The organism is Microbacterium sp. Leaf151 (assembly GCF_001424225.1).
Lineage (GTDB): Bacteria > Actinomycetota > Actinomycetes > Actinomycetales > Microbacteriaceae > Microbacterium.
Window position 1 is genome coordinate 827,657 of sequence record NZ_LMOR01000001.1, and the last position, 18,884, is coordinate 846,540.

An 18,884-nucleotide genomic window follows, 5' to 3' on the forward strand; every position below is an offset into this window, starting at 1 on the left:
AACGTTGACGCTGTTGCGGTCATGTTCGCACACTGAGCGAATGAACGACCTGATTGATGTGCCCCGCGGCCTGAACGACGTCGTGGTGGCCGAGACCACCATCAGCGACGTCGACGGCGACGCCGGTTTCTACCACTACCGCGGCCACTCGGCCACCGCCCTGGCCCGCACGCGGACCTTCGAAGACGTGTGGCACCTGCTCGTCGTCGGCGACCTCCCCGACGTCGACCGCGCGGCCGCCTTCGACGAGCGCATCGCCGCCGCGCGATCCGATCCCCGGATGCCGGAGCTCATCGCCGCGGTCACGGCCCGCACCGACCAGCCGCTCGCCGGCCTCCGCGCGGTGTGGACGCTCGCGGCATCCGTCCGCCGTTCGCGCGCGCTGTACGACCTCGACGAAGCCGGCCGGCTCGACGAGGCGATCGCGTTCGCGGCGATGGCGTCGCTTTCGCTCGCGCCGGTGGGCGGTCCGGTCGTCGGCGCCGCCGCGGCCGACGGCCGAGGGAGCTTCCCGTCCGCCACGAGCGCGCCTTCCGGCCTCGTCGCCGACTACCTCCGCCGTGTCACGGGCCACGTGCCCGACGACGTCCACGTTCGCGCGCTGTCGGCCTACCTGATCGCGGCGATGGACCACGGTTTCAACGCCTCGACGTTCACGGCACGGGTCATCGCCTCGACGGGGGCCGACATGGCATCCTGTCTCTCCGGCGCTCTCGGAGCCCTGTCGGGACCGCTGCACGGAGGCGCCCCCGCCCGCGCGCTCGACAGCCTCGACGCCGCCGGTGACGACCCCGGCGCCTGGATCGCAAACGAGCTCTCGGCGGGGCGGCGACTGATGGGATTCGGTCACGCGGTGTACCGCACCGCCGACCCGCGATCCGAGCTGCTGCGCGAGGTCGCGCAGCGCCTCGGGGGAGCACGGGTGGCGCAGGCGCTGGCGTTCCAGCGCGAGGCCGAGCGTCAGCTCGCGCAGCGTCGACCTGAGCGGCCCCTGCACGCCAACGTCGAGTTCTACGCGGCGGTGGTGATGGAGCAGTGCGGCATCCCGTCCGCGATGTTCACGCCCACTTTCGCGCTCGCCCGCACGATCGGCTGGACGGCGCACGTGCTCGAGCAGGCGCGCGATCCCAAGATCATCCGGCCCTCGGCACGTTACGTCGGGCCGCCCTTCGAGGGGTGAGCGGGACTCGCTCGCGAGATCGAGCGGGGATGCGCCGGGTCGCGAGCACCGCGGACGAACGGTCGGATGCCGCGGACGAACGGCCCGGCGCAGCGCGGCTCGAACGGCCAGCATCGAAGCATGACCACCACCGCCCCCGTTCCCACGTCCGTCGCCGGCCTGTCGACGATGCGCTACGGCGGACTCGTCGTCGTGATGCTGCTGAGCTTCCTGCTCGTCACCGCGGAGTTCCTCCCCAACGGTGTCCTCACCGAGATGGCCGCCTCGCTCGGCGTGACCCCCGGTCAGGCGGGGCAGACGGTCACCGTCACCGCCCTGGCGGGGCTCCTCTTCGCCCCCACGGTGGGCCTGCTGCTCCCGCGCCTCGACCGCCGCACGCTGCTGGTGGCCGCGGCCGCCGCGGCGACGGTGTCGAGCCTCGTGGTGGCCATCGCCCCCAGCCTTCCCGCGATCCTCGTCGCCCGCTTCCTGCTCGGGGCGGCGATCAGCGGGTTCTGGTCGATGTCGATCACGGTGGCGGCGCGCCTGTCGAGCCCCGACCGCATCGGACGCGCCATGATGTTCGGCTCGGCGGGCGTGTCTCTCGCGACCGTCGCGGGCGTGCCGATCGGTGTGGCGCTCAGCGAGGTGCTCGACTGGCGCCTGGCGTTCCTGTCCATCGCCGTGGTCACCGCCGCGGTGGGTGTCGCCGTGCGGTTCGCCCTGCCGCCCGTGCCGCCGGCTGCGACGTCGAGCCTCGGCATCCTGTTCGACACGCTTCGCCGTCCTGGAGTGGGCGGAGGCATGATCGGACACGTCCTCGTCGTGCTCGGGCACTTCGTCGCCTACACCTACGTGCGTCTGTCGCTGGAGCGCATCCCCGATGTCGACGCGGGCACGATCGTGCTGCTGCTCGCCCTGTTCGGCGTCGGTGGAGTCGTGGGCAATCTCGCGGTCGGTGTCGTGGTCGACCGCGCCTTCGCCCGCCTCGCCGTGGTCGGGCCCCTGGTGATCGCGCTGGCGATCGCGGCGGTCATGCTACTGCCCGGAGCGATCGTGGTGGTCGCGATCGCGGTGATCGTGTGGGGCTTCTTCTTCTCGTCGTGGCTGATCATCGTGAACACCTGGGTCGGCCACCGCATGCCCGACCGCCTCGAGGCCGGCGGCAGCCTCGTGGTCACGGGATTCCAGCTCGCCATCATGATCGCGGCGGGCGTGGGCGGCATCCTCGTCGACGCGACGAGCGTCTTGACGGTGGATGCCATCGGCATCGCCCTCCTGATCATCGGCGCCGTGCTCTTCGGGCTGTCGGTGCGCGAGCGGCGCGGCTCCGCCTGACGGGCGCGCGAGCGGCGCAGATGCCGCCCGTCGGTCAGACCGCGAGTTCGCGCCGCCCGGCTCGCCATTCCGACGGCGCGACGCCCGCGTGACGGCGGAACGCCCGCCGGAAGCCCTCGTCTGAGGCATAGCCGAGCGCCCGCGAGGTCTGCGACACCGGGGTACCGGCCTCCAGCAGTTCCTTGGCCCGCCGCATGCGCACCTCGGTCACGTACGACGCGGGCGAGCTGCCGAACACCCGGCGGAACCGGGCCGCGAAGACCGACCGCGACATCGCCCCGAGGGCGGCGAGCTGGTCGATGGTCCACTCGTGCCCGGGGTCGGCGGAGACCGCCGCGACCACGCGCGAGAGGAACGGATCGTCGCTCCGCGGCGGCCATGCCGACGCGCGTTCGGTCGACGCCCACGCCCGCAGCGCCGACAGCAGCACCGTCATCACCATGAGTTTGCAGATGGTCTCGTCACCCTCCCGATCGGAGGGCGCTCCCGGAGCGGGGATGCCGAGGTGCGCGGCCAACGAGGCGGCGGCGGGTTCCGCGTGGGCGAAGCCGCTGACGAACACGACGGGTGGGAGGGCGCGGGTGTCGGCGGTCGGCGTGACCTCCAGCGGCACGACGGTCACCTCGGCACCGGACTGCGACGTCAGCGTGAGGGCGTGGCATCCGAGGGAGACGAAGGCATCGCCCGCGAGCAGTGTGCGCTCGCCCTCGATCGCCGCGGCAGCGCCCGACGGCGCGTCGACCGTGCACGCGGGTCGCTCGGGTGCCCGACCGGTCAGCTCACCGCGCCGGACGTAGACGAGCGCCGCGGCGCCGTGGGGCAGCGGCAGTCGCTCCCTCTCGGACAGGGTGCGCTGCCAGGCGCGGCCGGGCCGCACGTCGATGCTCGACAGGGCACGTTCGAGGGTGGGCTCCGGCGTCATGCCTGCGGCAACCGGTCGGGCGGGCTCCGTATTCCGTCGCCGGTGCGGCGGGCGGATCCGCTCGTCAGGTCAGCAGCTCCACCCCGCTGAAGAACCCGATCGAGATCGACAGCAGACCCGCGGCGACTCCCGCGATGAACCCCGCCGCGGCGAGTTCGCGTGCCATGCGGGCGTTGAGGCTCACGATGCCGCACACGAATGACACGCCCGCGAGCACCCACATGCCGATCTGGATCCACGGCAGGTTGTCGATCTCCGAGATCGCGCTGGCGGTGACGACGAAGATGTACCACGCGATCACCACGACGCCCGAGATGATCGCGACGACCGACGGCACACGCATGTCGCCCTTGGGCGTGGGCGGCGGGGGCGGCTCGTCGCGCGGCGGGACGTCGGTGGCCGGTTCGAGCGAATCGGGGAGGTCGTCGTCTGCCATGGCCCGATCCTCGCAGGTCCTCCGGCGATCCGGGGTTGCCTTGACGCTGCGGCTCAGGCGCGGACGACCCGGATACCGGCCGCCGTGATCGCCTGCGCGGCCATCTCGGGCAGGGCTCCGTCGGTGATGACCTCGGCGAGCTCCGCGAGACGCAGGGCGCGGTACTTGGCGAAGCGGCCGTACTTCGAGCTGCCGGCGACGAGTACCGCGCGCTCCGCGGCATCGACGGCGGCCCGCTTGGCCTCGACCTTCGCCTCGACCGGTGTGGTGACGCCGTGGCCGAGGTCCCAGGAGCTCGACGAGATGAAGGCCAGATCGAGTGACAGCTCGGCGAGGGTGAGTCGGGTGAGACGCCCGATGGTGGAGAGATTCGTTCGGTCCACCCGACCGCCGACCGAGATGAGGTCGGCACTCGGGTGGTCGAGGAAGGCCTGCACCGTCGCGATGTCGTTCGTGACGACGGTCAGGTCGTGGATGTGCTCGAGGAACGGCCGCATCGCCTGGGCGGTGGTGCCCGCGTCGAGGTAGATGGTCATCGTGTCGCGCACGAGGCGCGACGCGGCGCGCGCGATCGCCGTCTTCTCCGCGATCTCGCTGGTCGCCTTCTCGGCGCGCGAGGGCTCGAGCACGAGACGGGTGGCGAGCTTGGCGCCGCCGGTCGTGGCCTGCACGAGGCCCTGCTCCTCGAGGACGGCGACGTCTCGGCGCACCGTCATCTGGCTGACTCCGACGAGGTCGCTCAGCTGACGAAAGCTCAGGACGCGCTCGCGGTGCAACGCCTGGACGATGCTTTCCCGGCGCTGATCGGGGATCATCGGGGCGGCTTCGCTCATCGTCGTCCTTCGGTCCCGCTCAGCTTACTGAAACGGTCGCGGTCCACGGGGTGCCCCAGTGGGCGGTGATCTCGGCCACCCGCTCGGGGGCGATGAGCCGTCGCCGGTGACCGTCCGTGAGCAGGGTGATGCGGCACGCCTCTTCGAGCTCCACCGTGCTGTCGACGGTCGACGCGGCATCCGGTCCGCTCACGACCGCGCCGTGGTTCGCCAGCAGTGCCCCGTGGAACGGGAACGGGCAGTCGGTGATGAGGTCGCCCATGGCGGGGTCTCCCGGCGGAACGAAGTCCAGCAGCGGTACCTGCCCCACGCGCATGAGGGAGTAGGGCGTCAACGGCGGCACGGCGGTGTGCGCGGCCCACGGTTCGAGACACGACACCGCGACGGTCGACGGGGAGTGCACGTGGACGACGGCGCTGTGCTGCGGGTTCCGGGCGTACATCGCGAGATGCAGCGGCACCTCCTTGGAGGGGCGGATGCCGTTGACGAGGTCGCCAGCGAGGGTCAGGACGGAGATGTCCTCGGGCGTGAGGGCGCCGAGGCGCGTACCGGTGCCCGACATCAGCACGTGATCGCCCTCGCGCACGCTCACGTTGCCCGAGGTGCCCGGGCTCAGTCCCGCCTCGACGAGGGTCCGGCCGGCCGCGATGAGATCGTCGACGGCGCTCATGCGAGGGCTCCCCACGCAGCAGTGAACAGGTCGGTGGCGCCGAAGTTGCCGCTCTTCAGCACGAGCGCGACGGTGTCTCCGGATGCCGTCTCCCCGGCGCTCCAGCACACCCCCGGCGCGAGCTGCGGGCCGATCTCGAGGGCCGAGATGCCGAGCGCCTGGACCACGGCTCCGCTCGTCTCGCCTCCCGCGACCACGACCCGGTGGACGTCACCGCCGGCGACGAGGCCGGCGACGACGGCGGAGAGCACGTGCTCGACGGCATCCGCCGTCGCGGAGGCGTCACGGCGGATGTCCGACAGTTCGGTGACCGACGAGATGAGGGGCAACGCGGTCGCGGGCACGCTCCGCACCCAGGCGGTGAGGGCGGCGATCTCGGCGTCGGGGTCGGAGACAGCGGCATCCAGGTCCACCCCTCTCGCGATGGCGCCGCGGGCGGTCGCGTCGGCGATCTGCGCACGGGTCGCCGCCGACGCGGAACCGCACACCACGAGCCGACCGGGACCGACCGCGGGGAAGGGTACGTGAGCGTCGACGGCGGGGGCGTCGAGGTGCGCCGCGAGCGCGGCTCCCCCGGAGACCACCCGCAGGTGGCGAGACGCGTCGGCGATCACTGCGAGGTCGGCATCGGTTTCGGCATCCACGATGAGATATCCGGGAGTGGCACGGTCGATCGCCGCGCGCAGGGCCTCCTCGCCGCCGCGCACGGTGTCGAGTCCGATCTCGGTCAGCTCGGCGCTGGTCTGCGGGGCCAGGATTCCGCTGAGTCGCGAGATCGTCATGGGCGTCAGCGGGTGGTGGCGCATGGGGGAGTCCTCGAGCGGCACGCCGTCCACGAACAGGACACCGTCGCGCACCGTGCGTCCGTTCGCGGGGAACGAGGGCACGACGATGGTGCGGTCGGTGTCCGCTCGTCCGATGATCGCGTCGAGCACCGGGCCGATGTTGCCCTCGTCGGTCGAGTCGAATGTCGAGCAGTACTTCACGTACAGGCGATCCGCCCCCGCCGCGAGAAGGCGGTCGGTGGCGGCGAGCGAGGCCGAGACCGCCTCGTCGACCGGCGCCGTCCGCGACTTCAGGGCGACGACCACCGCGTCGTGGTCGGTGGGGATGTCGTGCTCGCCGATGACGACGGCGGTGCGCAGGCCGCGCTCCCGCAACGCGGTGGCGAGGTCGGTCGCGCCGGTGAAGTCGTCAGCGATGGCGCCGAAGTGCATGGAAGACCTTTTCGTCGGGTGCGGACCGCGGAGGCGGCCCTCGTCCAGTGTATGTGAAGATTTGAGAAGATAGTTTGACAATTTGTGAGTCGGCGTTACAGTTGCCGAGCACCCGATGCGCTCCCCCCGGCATCCCACGACTTTCGACGACGTAAGAGGAACAACGGTGATCCACAGCTCGGCACAGCGCCGTCAGGCCCCCATCCGCATCGCCGTGACCGGCGCGAACGGGGGCTACGGACGCACGCTGCTCGACCAGCTCCGTCGCCTTCCCGACATGACGGCCGCCCAGCTCGTCGACCCGGACGTGGAGGGTGTCCGTCGCATGCTCGCAGACCTCGGCGTCGAGGGCGACGACGTCGTCGCGGTCACGGATGCCGCCGATGCGGCCGCCGCGGTCGAGGCGGGGCGCACGGCCGTGATCGCCGACGCCGCGCACGTCGCCTGGTCGCACGTCGACGTGCTCGTCGAGGCCACCGGTCGCATCGACGCCGGGTTCGCCTACGCCGACACCGCCCTCGACCATGACGTGCACGTCGTGATGGTGAGCAAAGAGGTCGAGACGATCGCCGGCGTCGCGCTCGGTGCCAAGGCGCGCGAACGGGGCCTGCGCTACCTGCCCGGCGACGGCGACCAGCCCGCCAACCTGCTGCGTCTGGTCGACTGGGTGCTCGCGACCGGTTTCGACATCGTCGCGCTCGGCAAGTCGGGCGAGTACGACCTCGTCTTCGATCCCGAGACCGGTGTGGTGGACCAGAACGGCGTCGAGCAGCATGCGCCCGCGCTGGCGGACCTGCTCGGTCACGGTGACGATCTGCATGCCACGCTCGCCGCCCGCCGTGAGGCGGTGTCTGGCCTGAAGCGCGCCGCGGCCGCCGACTCGTGCGAGATGAACGTCGTCTCGCTATACACCGGGGCGACCGCCGACGTCGAGACGATGCACTACCCGGTCGTGCGTCCCGACGAACTCGCCGACGTCTACGCCGAAAGCTCGGACGGGGGCATCCTCGACACGACGGGCGTGATCGACGTGTTCTCGATGCTGCGACTGCCGGGCGAGGCGAGCTTCGCCGGCGGCGTCTTCGCGATCGTGCGTACCGGCGACGACGTCACGTGGGAGATCCTGCGCGGCAAAGGACACGTCGTCAGCCGCAACGGCCGGTACGCGTGCATCTACTGGCCCTACCACTTCATGGGGGTCGAGACTCCTCTGACGATCGCCGCCGCGTTCGACGGCACCGCGACCACGGCCGAGTCCCGACAGCACACGGTGCTCGCCGCCCGGGCGTCCACCGCCCTCGCCGCGGGCACGCCGTTCCGCGTCGAGGGTCACCACCACGAGATCTCGGGCGTCGCGCCGGTCATCGTCGCACCCGACGCGGGCGACATCGCCCCCTACTACCTGCTGTCGGGTGCGCGCCTGCGCCACGACGTCGCCGCGGGCGAGCTCGTGCGCTTGGCCGACCTCGACGGCGTGCACGAGCCCGCGGCATCCGCTTACCGTTCCGGGCTCGCGCTCGGAGCCTGACCTCACCCTCGACCACCCAGGAGATCGACGACGATGCACCGTTGCCCCCACCACCCCCTGCCCGCGCGCGAGGCGACCCCGTGAGCGTGGAGATCATCGCCCTCATCGTGCTCGTCGCGGTGTTCGCCGTCTCGGCGATCCGCAACGTCCACATGGGCGCGCTCGCGCTCGTCGCGGCCTGCGTCATCGGCGTGCTGCTGGTGGGCGAGTCGCTCGACGACGTGCTCGGCGGCTTCCCCGTCGACGCTCTGCTCATCCTGCTCGGCATCACCTACCTCTTCGGCATCGCACGGGCCGTCGGCACGATCGACTGGCTCGTCGACAAATCGGTGCGCCTGATCGGTGACCGGGTCGCACTCATCCCCTGGGCGATGTTCGCCGTGGGAACGCTCGTGGCCTGCCTCGGCACCTCGCACGCGGCCTTCACGCTCGTGCCGATCGCGATGAGCCTCGCGCACAAGCACCGCATCCACTCCACGATGATGGGCATCGCGATGAGCTCGGCCATCGTGGGTGGCGCGCTCGCCCCGACGAGCATCGTGGGCATCACGGTGCTCACCGTCGCCACCTCAGCCGGAATCCCCTACAACGCGGCACTCATGTTCGGCCTCTCGGTCGGCATCAACACCGTGATCGTCGCGGTCGCTTTCTTCCTGTTCGGCGGACGCGAGCTCATGGCCCGCGGTCGCGCGGCGAAAGTGGCATCCGAAGGGCTCAGCGCCGGAGGCTCCGGCGGCGTCGCCGGCACCGGCTTCAGCACGCGCCCCCGCGGCGGTGGCACGGCGGTGCTCGAGCAGACCGTGACGCAGAAGCTCACCGGCTACCAGCTGATGACGCTGATCTCGATCCCCGTGCTCGTGATCGCCTTCTTCACACTCACGCTGAACGACGTCGACCTCAACCTCGGCGCCGTCGCTCTGACCCTGGCCGTGCTGCTCGCTTTCATCAACCCGAAGGCGGGTCGCGAGGGCCTGGCGAAGGTCGACTGGAACACGATCCTGCTCCTCGGCGGCATCATCACCTATGTCGGCGTACTGACCCGCTTGGGCGCGATCGACCAGCTGGGCGAGTTCGCGCGGTCGGTGAACGAGCCGCTCATCGCGGCGTTGGTGTTGTGCATCATCGCCGGTCTCGTGTCGGCATTCGCCTCGACGATCGGCATCATCGGCGCGCTGGTGCCGCTCGCCGTCCCGCTCCTCCTGCCTGGCGGCGGTCTCGAGATGACCGGCTTCATCTACGCGCTGGCGATCTCCGCGTCGCTCGTCGACTGCGCACCGTTCGGCACCACCGGTGCCACCATCGTCGCGTCGGCGCACGAGAGCGAACGCCCTCGGCTGTACAGGCACCTCACGATCTGGGGATTGTCGATGGTCGTGATCGGACCCGTCATCACGATCGCACTCTTCGTGGTTCCCTTCCTGGGTGGGTGACCCCTCGCATCCCCTCGGAACGGCCCGGATCGCCTCACGGTGGTCCGGGCCGTTCCCGTTCGGTCCGGCCTAGGCTCGAACGGATGAGAACCATCGGAGTCGATCTCGCCGCGTCAGCGCCCGGCACCGCTCTCGCCGAGGTCGTCTGGACCGGTGGTCGGGCTCGCCTGACGCGGCTCGAGACCGGGATCGTGGATGCCGACATCGTGGCATCCGTCACCTCCGGCGAGGCGTGGCTCGGCGTGGACTGCCCGCTCGGCTGGCCCGACGCGTTCGCCGATTTCGTCCAGGCGCACCACGCCGGTGTCGAGCCGTCGCTCGGACCCGTCGAGGGCGGCGCCGACTGGCGGCGGCCGCTCGTGTACCGCCACACCGACCACGTCGTGAAAGACCGCATCGGCCGCTGGCCGCTGAGCGTGTCGACCGACCGACTCGGGGTCACGGCCCTCCGCGGCGCGGGCCTCCTGCGCCGTCTCGCCGACGCCGGGTTCGTGGTCGACCGCGCGGCGGAGGGGCGCCTGTTCGAGGTCTACCCCGGTGGCTCGCTGCGCCTGTGGGGCTTCGACACGACGGGGTATCGAGTGGATGCCGCCCGCCGCGCCGTCCTGCTCGACACGCTGCGGGAGCGGGCGCCGTGGTTCGACGTCGGACCCTTCGCGCCGTTCGCCGTCGCGAAGGCCGATGCCTTCGATGCCGTGATCGCCGCTCTCGCGACCCGCGCCGGGGCGCTCGGACTGTTCGAGCGTCCGGCATCCGAGATCCTGCCGGTCGCCCGTCGCGAAGGCTGGGTGGTGCTGCCCGACGGGCCGCTCGAGGACGTGATCGCGGGGGTCTGACGGGTGGGGGCTCGCGGGAGATCCTCATCTGACCGAAAGATGAGTATCCAGGCTTCGGTCAGACGAGGGTCGATCAACGTATCGGCGGTCGCCCGCTTCCGTTTGCCGTGCTGTGGCGGCAAGCCGGATACCGTGCCGACGAGTCGGCCTCTTGTGCGGGCGGCGGCGATGGCCTGTCATGGTCGATATGACCGAGAGCGCGCACACGATCACCTCGAAGCAGTTCCACCGTGAGGCCGGAGTGGGCGATTGGCGCGTGGTCAGCTCCGGCGCGCAAGCGGTCTTCCGCGCGTCTTCCCTGCGGCATGCGGGCAGCCTCGTCGACCCCATCTCCGCGGCGGCCGAGGAGCACGGCATCCTCCCCGACATCGACGTGCGGCCCGAGGCCGTCGTCGTGCGGGTGCCCCCGTGGGCCGCGGGCGGGATTCCTTCGGCGGCGCCCCGGTTCGCCGCCGCGGTGTCCGAGGCGGCCGGTCGCCTCGGTCTGAGGGCCGACCCCGCGGCGATCCAGTCGGTGAGCGTCTACATCGCGCAGCACTCGAAGGCCGATGTGCGCCCCTTCTTCCTCGCCGCTCTCGGGTACGCGCCGGTCGGCGAGACGGACGCGATCGATGCCCTGCGCATCGCGCCCGACCTCGCGTTCAACCCGCTCACCCCCGATGAGCCGAAGCGTGGACGCACTCATTTCGATGTATTCGTCCCCGCGTCGGAGGCGCAGGCGAGAGTGGATGCCGCGCTCGCCGCGGGCGGGCGACTCGTCGACGACTCGCGGGCGCCCGCCTACTGGACGCTCGCCTCCCCCGACAACCACGGCGTCGACGTCGCGTCCTGGATCGATACGGATGGCTGACGGCACGCGTGACCGCCGGTGCTCCGAGCGGGCGGGCCCGGGCTCCGACGCGTCTGTCGGGAACGCGGTGAGGTGACACCAGGTGTCGCGTGAATCGGGCTGATTCGGGACCGGCAGGTCATCTTCGCCGTGACACTTTCCGCCGTCAGAGCGGATGCCCTGTCACGACCTGAGGGGAGACCGCTGCGGTGCGCGGGAGAGCGGTGTAGGACTCGAACACCACCCGTTCGACGGTCTTTTCACTGACCATCCCGGCGAACTGGTGCGCGAGGCGCTCGGCGGCGCGGTGCAGCACCGAATCCGGAGAGAGCAGCCCGTCCTGGCCGCGCTGCGCGCTCATGCCGCCGATCCTTCGGGCAGCAGCTCAGCCATCAGGCCCTCGACACGGCCGCGGATCTCGTCGCGGATGGGGCGGACGGCATCGATGCCTTGACCGGCGGGGTCGTCGAGCTGCCAGTCCTCGTAGCGTTTTCCCGGGAAGATCGGGCAGGCATCGCCGCAGCCCATCGTGATCACGACGTCCGACTCGCGAACGGCGTCGACGGTCAGCAGCTTCGGGGCGCCGCCGGCGATGTCGATGCCTTCTTCGGCCATCACGGTCACGGCGACCGGGTTGATCTGATCCTTCGGCTCGGACCCGGCGGACAGCACCTCGACCCGGTCGCCCGCGAGGGCTTGCAGGTAGCCGGCGGCCATCTGGGAACGGCCGGCATTGTGGACGCAGACGAACAGAACAGTGGGCTTGTCGGTCATGACGGGGTCTCGCTTCCTCTTGGTGAAAAGCATAGACCATCATCTATGAGTCAGGTGGCGGTGATCCCGATCACTTCGGGGAGGAGAGCGCGGACGCGATGGTCGATGTCGTCGCGGATCGACCGGATCACGCTCAGCGGCTGGCCGACCGGGTCAGCGAGGTCCCAGTCCAGGTAACGGCGACCGGGATAGACCGGGCAGGCGTCCCCGCAACCCATCGTGACCACGACGTCCGCTGCCCTCACGGCTTCGTCGGTGAGCGGCTTGGGGAACTCCCCGCCGATCGTGACGCCGATCTCGTCCAGCGCGGTCACGATCGCGGACCGGACCTCCGCTGCGGGAGCCGACCCGGCCGTGCGGACGATCACCTTGTCGCCGGCGAGCTGGCGGAGAATCCCCGCTGCCAGCTGCGAGCGGCCGGCGTTCTGGACGCAGACGAACAACACCGACGGCGTCCCCACGGATTCCTCTGTGCGATGGAGGTCGTCGAGGCGGGATGCGGTGAACGTCGCCGCGCGGGAGGCGAGCAGAGGAGCGGTGCCGCGGGCGGCGAGCAGTGCGCGGGAGTCGATGAGGTAGCGGGCGACCGTTTCCCGGCTGAAGACCCCCTGGTAGCGGGCCGCGAGATCGTCGACCACGCGCTCCCAGTCCGGTTCATCCGTCGCGAGGGCTGGCGCGCCGAGGAGGGCGGTGACGCGGTCGGCTTCGTCGGGGTTGATCGAGTACCAGACCCGCCGCCCCTCCGGTTCGCGGACCACGAGGCCCTCGGCGCGCAGCGCGGCCATGTGGTGGCTGACGGTGGGCTGCCGCAGCCCCAGCTGCTCCGCGAGCCGGCTGACCATCGCGCGACCGCCCGCGGCATCGCGGATCAGCTGGACGATGCGGGCGCGGGTGGGGTCGGCGAGCACCGACAGCGCGGGAGCATCCACCGAATCCATAGACCACAGTCTATACGAGGCCGCTGATCAGGTGCCGTTGCGGGTGGAGCGCCGCTCGATGAGGACCGTGTCGCGCCATTCGCCGGCGTGCGGACCCAGCTGCGAGCGGGCGATCCGCTCCCGCCGTCCGACGACGCGGAATCCGGCCTGCTCGTGCAGGCGCAGGCTCGCGGTGTTCTCCGGGAAGATGCTGGACTGGATCATCCAGTAGCCGGCGTCTTCGGCCACGGCGACGAACGCGTCGAGCAGCTGTCGCCCGATGCCGTGCCGTGGTGGTCGGGGTGGATGTAGACGGAGTGCTCGATCACGCCACGGTAGACCTCCCGCGACGACACCAGGGAGGCCGCCGCCCAGCCGACCACCGCGCCGGTGTCGTCGGCGGCGACCAGACGGGCGTCGGGGATCTTCCCGGCGTCGAAGTGCTCCCAGGATGGGGTGGTGGTCTCGAAGGTGGCTTCCCCGGCGTGGATGCCGGCGGCGAAGATCTGCTCGACCTGCGGCCAGTCCGCCGCCGTCATCGCCCGGATCGTCGTCACGAGCAGCACGAGCCCCCGCCGGAGCCGAGGTCGGTTGAGCAGACCCCCGTGGTCGGCAACGTCAGCTGGACGTCGGTGGCGGCGGGCATGTCCCCGTCCAGCCACGCGGCGATCGAGCGGACCTGCTCGTAACCGGTGGCGAGCAGGAACGTCGGAGCGCGACCGTAGGACTTCATTCCAGCCAGGAAGAACCCGGGCTCCGGGTGGCGCAGCTCGGCGAAGCCGTGCGGGGAGACGGTGCCGCAGGAGTGCACGTTCGGGTCGATCAACGGCGCCAGCCTGCGCGGCGCTTCGACGATGTCGTCCAACTCGAGGCGAATCTCGCGCAGCATGCTCAGGTCGGGGCGGAACCCGGTCGCGTTCACCACGACCTCGGCAGACAGGAAACCGTCCTCACCGCGGCTCCGCCCGAGCAGTCGAACCCCACCCTCGTGAGGCTGAAGTCGAGAGATCTCGAACGAGTCGAGCAGGGTGATCTGGCCGGTGTGGACCAGCTGGTCGACTCGGGAACCGAGACGGGCGCGGTCGGCGAGTTCGTCGTCCGGTGAGGAGGAGACGCGGATCGCGGAGGGGTTGCGGATCAGCCAGGTCACGCGCGTCCCCGGCTCCGTCTTGGCGAGCTCGCTGAGGGCGATCAGGGTGTTCGCGGCCGAGTGCCCGGCGCCGACCACGACAGTGTGCTTGCCCGCGAACGACGCGCGGTCGGCGCCCAGGACGTCCGGGAGAGCGTGCAGGACGAGGCCGCCGACGTCGACGGCGCCGATCGGGTCCAGTCCGGTCGAGGCCAGGGGGTTCGGGGTGGTGTAAGTGCCGGACGCATCGATCACCGCCCGCCCGGTGAGCTCCTCGACGGTCCCGTCGGGCGTCTGGAGGCGCAGCAGGAACGGAGTCTTCTCGCGGCCGGCGGTGCGGGTGCGATCCATGCCCTCCCGCGTCACCGCGACCACGCGGGTGCCGAGCCGGACCCGCGACCCGATCTCCGGCAGCGCCGCGAGCGGTTCGAGGTAGGCGTCGACGAGCTCTCGCCCGGTGGGCGCCCGGCCCTCGTCCGCCGCCACGGTCCAGCCGGCGGCGTCGAGCAGGCGACGGGAGGCCGGGTCGATCACGTGCCGCCACGGGGAGAACAGTCTCGTGTGACCCCACAGCCGGATCGAAGAGGCGACCCGATCGCCAGCCTCGAGGATCGTGAAGTCGATACCCCGCTCGACGAGGTTCGCCGCTGCCGCGAGCCCGATCGGGCCGGCGCCAATGATCACCACGGGCAGCGTCGCCAGCCGGTCGCTCGTCGCGGTGCGCGGGGTGAGGTCGAGCAGGGTCATGAGAGCGCCTCCGGAGAATATCGATGAACGTCGATGCTCAGTATCTCGACATGTATCGAAACCTGTCAATATCGACTACTGTCGATGCATGCTTACGACGGTCGAGATCACCGACGTCACCCCGGCGGTCGCGTGCTGCGCCTCGCTGATGAAAGAACCCCTCCGCCAGACCGACGCCGAGCAGCTGGCCAAGACGCTCAAAGCCCTCGCCGATCCTGCCCGGTTACGGCTGCTGTCGATCGTCGCCTCCTCAGAGGGGCAGGAGGCATGCGTGTGCGACCTGATCGACCCGATCGGACTGTCCCAGCCGACCGTGTCCCACCACCTCAGGGTGCTCGCCGAGGCCGGGTTCCTCAGCCGCTCCAAGCGCGGAACGTGGGCGTACTACCGACTCATCCCCGAGGCGCTCGAGCAGGTCTCCCGGCTCCTGGTGTCCGCTCGATAGCGGTCGTCAATCCAGAAGGTGTATTCCCGGTCGTCCTCGGTGAGACCCCGGTTGACAGCAGAGGGTTCCCGACAGGCGACCCTTGCGGACGACGTGGCGGAGCGCTAACGTGCAACCAAATGGTTGAACAACAGAGCGACGCCGACATCGACCGGGTCTTCCATGCCCTGGCCGATGCCACGCGACGCGACATCGTGCGGCGCACGCTGGTCTCCGAGCAGTCGGTGACCCAGCTGGCGGCGGCGTACGCGATGTCGTTCGCGGCGGTGTCGAAGCACATCGCCGTGCTCGCCGAGGCGCGGCTCATCACCAAGCGTCCGGAGGGGAGGGTGCGACTCGTGCGTGCCGACCCTGCCGAGCTCGCTCGGGCGCAGCACCTGCTGCGTTCGTACGAAGACCTCTGGCGCGGACGCGTCGACCGGCTCGACGCGCTGCTGGCCGAGCCGGAAGCCGCGGCATCCATCCCGCCGACCGAACCCACCCACCCCTGACCCGACGAAGGAGTCGTCATGCCCGTCACATCCGTCGAAAGCGACGCCGAAACGCTCACCATGACCCTTGTCGCCGACTTCGCGGTCGGCCCGGAGCGGTTGTGGGCGGTGTTCACCGATCCGCGTCAGCTCGAGCGCTTCTGGGGTCCTCCGGGCTGGCCCGCGACCTTCGATGCGTTCGACTTCCGCGTCGGCGGGCACGCGAAGTACCACATGACCTCCCCGCAGGGGGAGCGCGCCGGCGGGGCGTGGGAGTTCACCGCGATCGATGAGCCCCGCGGATTCGAGGTCATCGACTCCTTCGCCGACGACAACGGCGACCCCATCGAGGGGATGCCGTCGATGCGCATGGTCTTCACCTTCGAGGCCACGCCCGAGGGCTCGCGGCTCTCGAACGTCAGTCACTTCGCCTCGGCCGACGCCCTCGAGCAGGTCGTCGCGATGGGCGCGGTCGAGGGCTCGACCATGGCGATGAACCAGCTCGACGCCGTCCTGCACGGCCTGCGGGAGTTCGCGCAGGGCAAGGGCACGCAGCTCGAGATCCTCGACGACCAGCACGTGCGCATCACGCGCCTCATCGACGGCCCGCGCGAGCTTGTGTGGCGCGCGCACGTCGAACCCGAACTCATGCGGCAGTGGATGCTCGGACCCGACGGCTGGCGCATGACCGTCAGCGAGGTCGACGTGTCGGAGGGCGGGCGCTACCGCATCGCCTGGGAACCCGAGGAGGGAACCGAGGGCGAGGGATTCGGCTTCGACGGCGCGACCCTGCTCGTCGACGAGCCGCGTCGCATCGTGCAGACCGAGCACATGACCGGCACCGACTGGCCCTCCACCACGAACGACCTGTCGCTCTACGAGGAGGACGGCGCGACCCTGGTCACGTTGCTCATCGAGTACCCGGATGCCACCACCCGCGACGCCGTCCTCTCCACCGGCATGGTCGACGGCATGGAGAAGAGCTTCGAGCGGATGGAGCGCGTCGTCCTGGCGTAGCCGAGAGGATGCCGCGGCCTCGGGGCTGCGGCATCCCGCCCGCGGACGGGCTCTCGCGGAACCGCGCGCCGAGGCTCGCAGAAGTGCGCGAATCCCGCAGTATCTGCGGGGAGATCTGCGAGCAAGGCGCCGTTCTGCGAGCTCCGGCTCCGCGTCAGCTCTTGATGTACCCGTTCGGGTTCAGCACGTACTTGCGCGGGGCGCCCTTGTCGAAGTCGGCGTAGCCCTGGGGCGCGTCGTCGAGGCTGATGGGCGTGGCGTTGACGGCCTTCGCGATCTGCACCTTGTCGTGCAGGATCGCCATCATCAGCTGCCGGTTGTACTTCATCACCGGGCACTGGCCGGTCGTGAACGTCAACGACTTGGCCCAGCCGAGGCCGAGTCGAAGCGAGAGCGAACCGACCTTCGCCGCGTCGTCGACGCCGCCCGGGTCGCCCGTCACGTACAAGCCCGGGATGCCGAGGGCCCCACCGGCCGCGGTGACCTCGAACAGCGAGTTGAGCACCGCCGCCGGTGCCTCGTGCGATGAGTCGGAGCCGTGTCCGCGCGCCTCGAAGCCGACCGCGTCGACCGCGGCATCCACTTCGGGGGTGCCGAGGATCTGATCGATCTGGTCGCGCGGGTCACCCTTCGACACGTCGACGCTCTCGAATCCCAGCGACCGCACCTGCGCGAGGCGTTCGGCGTTGAGATCGCCGACGAGCACTGCCGCCGCGCCCAGCAGCTGTGCGCCGACGGCCGCGGCGATGCCGACCGGACCCGCGCCCGCGACGTACACGGTCGATCCCGGGCGGACGCCGGCGGTGTAGGCGCCGTGGAAGCCGGTGGGGAAGATGTCGGACAGCATCGTCAGGTCGAGGATCTTCTCGAGCGCCTGCTCGCGGTCGGGGAAGACCAGCAGGTTCCAGTCGGCGTAAGGGACGAGCACGTACTCGGCCTGCCCGCCGACCCACCCGCCCATGTCGACGTATCCGTAGGCACTGCCGGGGCGGTCGGGGTTCACGTTCAGACAGATCCCGGTCTTGCCCTCTTTGCAGTTGCGGCAGCGGCCGCACGCGATGTTGAAGGGCACAGAGACGATGTCGCCGACCTTGACGAACTCGACATCGGGACCGACCTCGATCACCTCGCCGGTGATCTCGTGGCCCAGCACGAGCCCCGCGGGGGCGGTGGTGCGACCGCGGACCATGTGCTGGTCGGAGCCGCAGATGTTCGTGGAGACGGTGCGCAGGATCGCGCCGTGGGGGACCTTCCGGCCGACGTTCGCCGGATTCACGCCCGGGCCGTCCTTGAGCTCGAACTCGGGATAGGGGGTGTCGATGACCTCCACCACTCCGGGTTCTTTGTACGCCACTGCCTTGTTGCCGGACATCGTCGTCCTCTCCGGCCGGTCGACCCGACCTGGTCGCGTCGTGTGGGCGGACCCGCAGCGACACCCGACGCGACGTGCGACCGGATTCGGCCGTGAGCGATGCGGGGGTGCCCTCAGCCAAGACGCCGATGACCGGAACGTCAAGGGATGGCGCGAGACGCCATTCGATGCGTCATGCGCGCGACCCGTCTACTCCGAGGGAGAGGCCCGGCGGACGGCGTCGCGAACGGCCCTCTCGACCTCGGCCGTCACCTCGACCACCGCGAACGACACCGGCCACATCGGACCGTCGTCGAGGTGCGCGGTGTCGTCGAAGCTCACGGTGCCGTAGCGCGTCTTGAACTTCGACGCCGGCTGGTAGAAGACGACGACCTTGCCGTCTTTCGCGTAGGCCGGGAAGCCGTAGAAGGTCTTCGGGTGCAGGTGCGGCGCCTCCTCCAGCACGATGACGTGGAGGCGTTCGGCCATCGCCCGGTCGACGCCCTCGAGCTTGTCGATCGCCTCGAGGCAGGCCTCGTTCTCCTTCTCGAGCTTCGCCGCGCCCTTCAGCCCCTTCGTGGCCTTGAGCTCCTCGGCGCGCTGTTTCATCGCCGTACGTTCTTCGTCGCTGAACCCTGCTCCGCCTGCTGCCATGGCATCCGTCCTCACGTGCGTCGCGATAAGGGAAGCGTAATCCTCCGCGTTCCCGCGCGGTGGGTCGCCGGTGCGGGGCAAGCGCGCGTTGAGTGTCCAGAACACGCCGTCGATCTCTCCACGCGCCGGAGTGTCTTGGACACTCAACCGGGCTGGACGGGGCGGCCCCGGCGCCGCGGGGG

Annotated in this window: 22 protein-coding genes; 9 read left to right on the forward strand and 13 right to left on the reverse strand. The window is 70.5% G+C overall.

Annotated elements, in window-relative coordinates; translation table 11 throughout:
* The first annotated feature begins 40 nt into the window (after positions 1 to 40).
* A complete protein-coding gene (locus ASF76_RS03720; RefSeq protein WP_055953047.1) occupies positions 41 to 1,180 on the forward strand; it encodes a citrate synthase in 1,140 nt (379 codons plus the stop codon).
* A 120-nt stretch (positions 1,181 to 1,300) separates the two neighbouring features.
* Positions 1,301 to 2,497, forward strand: a complete 1,197-nt coding sequence (locus ASF76_RS03725; protein ID WP_055953435.1) for an MFS transporter — start codon at positions 1,301 to 1,303, stop codon at positions 2,495 to 2,497.
* A gap of 34 nt (positions 2,498 to 2,531) precedes the next feature.
* Here the strand turns inward: ASF76_RS03725 and ASF76_RS03730 are convergent, their stop codons facing one another.
* From ASF76_RS03730 to otnK, 5 genes are all read right to left on the reverse strand, one after another.
* A complete protein-coding gene (locus tag ASF76_RS03730; RefSeq protein ID WP_055953051.1) occupies positions 2,532 to 3,419 on the reverse strand; it encodes a helix-turn-helix transcriptional regulator in 888 nt (295 codons plus the stop codon).
* A 64-nt stretch (positions 3,420 to 3,483) separates the two neighbouring features.
* Positions 3,484 to 3,855: a hypothetical protein gene (locus ASF76_RS03735; RefSeq protein WP_055953054.1), complete on the reverse strand. Its 372-nt coding sequence runs from the start codon at positions 3,853 to 3,855 to the stop codon at positions 3,484 to 3,486.
* Positions 3,856 to 3,908: 53 nt separating this feature from the next.
* On the reverse strand, positions 3,909 to 4,688 hold the full coding sequence (locus ASF76_RS03740; RefSeq protein WP_055953057.1) for a DeoR/GlpR family DNA-binding transcription regulator: 780 nt from the start codon (positions 4,686 to 4,688) through the stop codon (positions 3,909 to 3,911).
* 19 nt (positions 4,689 to 4,707) lie between these two features.
* Complete coding sequence (locus ASF76_RS03745) at positions 4,708 to 5,358, reverse strand: class II aldolase/adducin family protein (RefSeq protein WP_055953060.1); 651 nt, start codon at positions 5,356 to 5,358, stop codon at positions 4,708 to 4,710.
* Positions 5,355 to 6,575 (reverse strand): 3-oxo-tetronate kinase, encoded by a 1,221-nt coding sequence (gene otnK, locus ASF76_RS03750; protein WP_055953061.1) that lies wholly within the window; start codon positions 6,573 to 6,575, stop codon positions 5,355 to 5,357. Before otnK ends, ASF76_RS03745 begins: the two co-directional genes overlap by 4 nt.
* 166 nt (positions 6,576 to 6,741) lie before the next feature.
* Between otnK and ASF76_RS03755 the strand changes: the two genes are divergently transcribed.
* The 4 genes from ASF76_RS03755 (at position 6,742) to ASF76_RS03770 (ending at position 11,219) form a co-directional block, all read left to right on the forward strand.
* Complete coding sequence (locus ASF76_RS03755; RefSeq protein ID WP_055953064.1) at positions 6,742 to 8,103, forward strand: homoserine dehydrogenase; 1,362 nt, start codon at positions 6,742 to 6,744, stop codon at positions 8,101 to 8,103.
* Positions 8,104 to 8,183: 80 nt separating this feature from the next.
* Positions 8,184 to 9,533, forward strand: coding sequence for an SLC13 family permease (locus tag ASF76_RS03760; protein ID WP_055953067.1), 1,350 nt, complete (start codon positions 8,184 to 8,186; stop codon positions 9,531 to 9,533).
* Positions 9,534 to 9,616: 83 nt separating this feature from the next.
* Positions 9,617 to 10,369 (forward strand): DUF429 domain-containing protein, encoded by a 753-nt coding sequence (locus tag ASF76_RS03765; RefSeq protein WP_055953071.1) that lies wholly within the window; start codon positions 9,617 to 9,619, stop codon positions 10,367 to 10,369.
* Between the two features lie 178 nt (positions 10,370 to 10,547).
* The gene (locus ASF76_RS03770) at positions 10,548 to 11,219 is read left to right on the forward strand and encodes a VOC family protein (protein WP_055953073.1); all 672 of its coding nucleotides are present in this window, start codon (positions 10,548 to 10,550) and stop codon (positions 11,217 to 11,219) included.
* Between the two features lie 145 nt (positions 11,220 to 11,364).
* On the opposite strand, the gene ASF76_RS03775 is transcribed toward ASF76_RS03770, so the two are convergent.
* From ASF76_RS03775 to ASF76_RS03795, 6 genes are read right to left on the reverse strand one after another with little or no spacing between them, the layout of a single operon-like run.
* Positions 11,365 to 11,559, reverse strand: coding sequence for a hypothetical protein (locus tag ASF76_RS03775; RefSeq protein WP_055953076.1), 195 nt, complete (start codon positions 11,557 to 11,559; stop codon positions 11,365 to 11,367).
* Positions 11,556 to 11,972, reverse strand: a complete 417-nt coding sequence (locus ASF76_RS03780) for an arsenate reductase ArsC (protein ID WP_055953078.1) — start codon at positions 11,970 to 11,972, stop codon at positions 11,556 to 11,558. The genes ASF76_RS03775 and ASF76_RS03780 overlap by 4 nt, the downstream gene beginning before the upstream one ends.
* 50 nt (positions 11,973 to 12,022) lie before the next feature.
* On the reverse strand, positions 12,023 to 12,910 hold the full coding sequence (locus ASF76_RS03785) for a metalloregulator ArsR/SmtB family transcription factor (protein WP_082484824.1): 888 nt from the start codon (positions 12,908 to 12,910) through the stop codon (positions 12,023 to 12,025).
* Between the two features lie 27 nt (positions 12,911 to 12,937).
* Positions 12,938 to 13,138: a GNAT family N-acetyltransferase gene (locus tag ASF76_RS17665; protein WP_327037553.1), complete on the reverse strand. Its 201-nt coding sequence runs from the start codon at positions 13,136 to 13,138 to the stop codon at positions 12,938 to 12,940.
* Positions 13,111 to 13,428 (reverse strand): GNAT family N-acetyltransferase, encoded by a 318-nt coding sequence (locus ASF76_RS17670; RefSeq protein ID WP_327037554.1) that lies wholly within the window; start codon positions 13,426 to 13,428, stop codon positions 13,111 to 13,113. Before ASF76_RS17670 ends, ASF76_RS17665 begins: the two co-directional genes overlap by 28 nt.
* A gap of 14 nt (positions 13,429 to 13,442) precedes the next feature.
* Positions 13,443 to 14,765, reverse strand: coding sequence for an NAD(P)-binding domain-containing protein (locus tag ASF76_RS03795; RefSeq protein ID WP_055953081.1), 1,323 nt, complete (start codon positions 14,763 to 14,765; stop codon positions 13,443 to 13,445).
* An 88-nt stretch (positions 14,766 to 14,853) separates the two neighbouring features.
* Between ASF76_RS03795 and ASF76_RS03800 the strand changes: the two genes are divergently transcribed.
* The 3 genes from ASF76_RS03800 (at position 14,854) to ASF76_RS03810 (ending at position 16,697) form a co-directional block, all read left to right on the forward strand.
* The gene (locus ASF76_RS03800) at positions 14,854 to 15,210 is read left to right on the forward strand and encodes an ArsR/SmtB family transcription factor (protein ID WP_055953083.1); all 357 of its coding nucleotides are present in this window, start codon (positions 14,854 to 14,856) and stop codon (positions 15,208 to 15,210) included.
* Between the two features lie 119 nt (positions 15,211 to 15,329).
* Positions 15,330 to 15,701, forward strand: a complete 372-nt coding sequence (locus tag ASF76_RS03805; protein ID WP_055953086.1) for an ArsR/SmtB family transcription factor — start codon at positions 15,330 to 15,332, stop codon at positions 15,699 to 15,701.
* 18 nt (positions 15,702 to 15,719) lie between these two features.
* On the forward strand, positions 15,720 to 16,697 hold the full coding sequence (locus ASF76_RS03810) for an SRPBCC family protein (RefSeq protein WP_055953089.1): 978 nt from the start codon (positions 15,720 to 15,722) through the stop codon (positions 16,695 to 16,697).
* A 154-nt stretch (positions 16,698 to 16,851) separates the two neighbouring features.
* On the opposite strand, the gene fdhA is transcribed toward ASF76_RS03810, so the two are convergent.
* On the reverse strand, positions 16,852 to 18,069 hold the full coding sequence (gene fdhA, locus ASF76_RS03815; protein ID WP_055832152.1) for a formaldehyde dehydrogenase, glutathione-independent: 1,218 nt from the start codon (positions 18,067 to 18,069) through the stop codon (positions 16,852 to 16,854).
* A gap of 189 nt (positions 18,070 to 18,258) precedes the next feature.
* On the reverse strand, positions 18,259 to 18,657 hold the full coding sequence (locus ASF76_RS03820; RefSeq protein ID WP_442922753.1) for a hypothetical protein: 399 nt from the start codon (positions 18,655 to 18,657) through the stop codon (positions 18,259 to 18,261).
* Positions 18,658 to 18,884 lie beyond the last annotated feature (227 nt).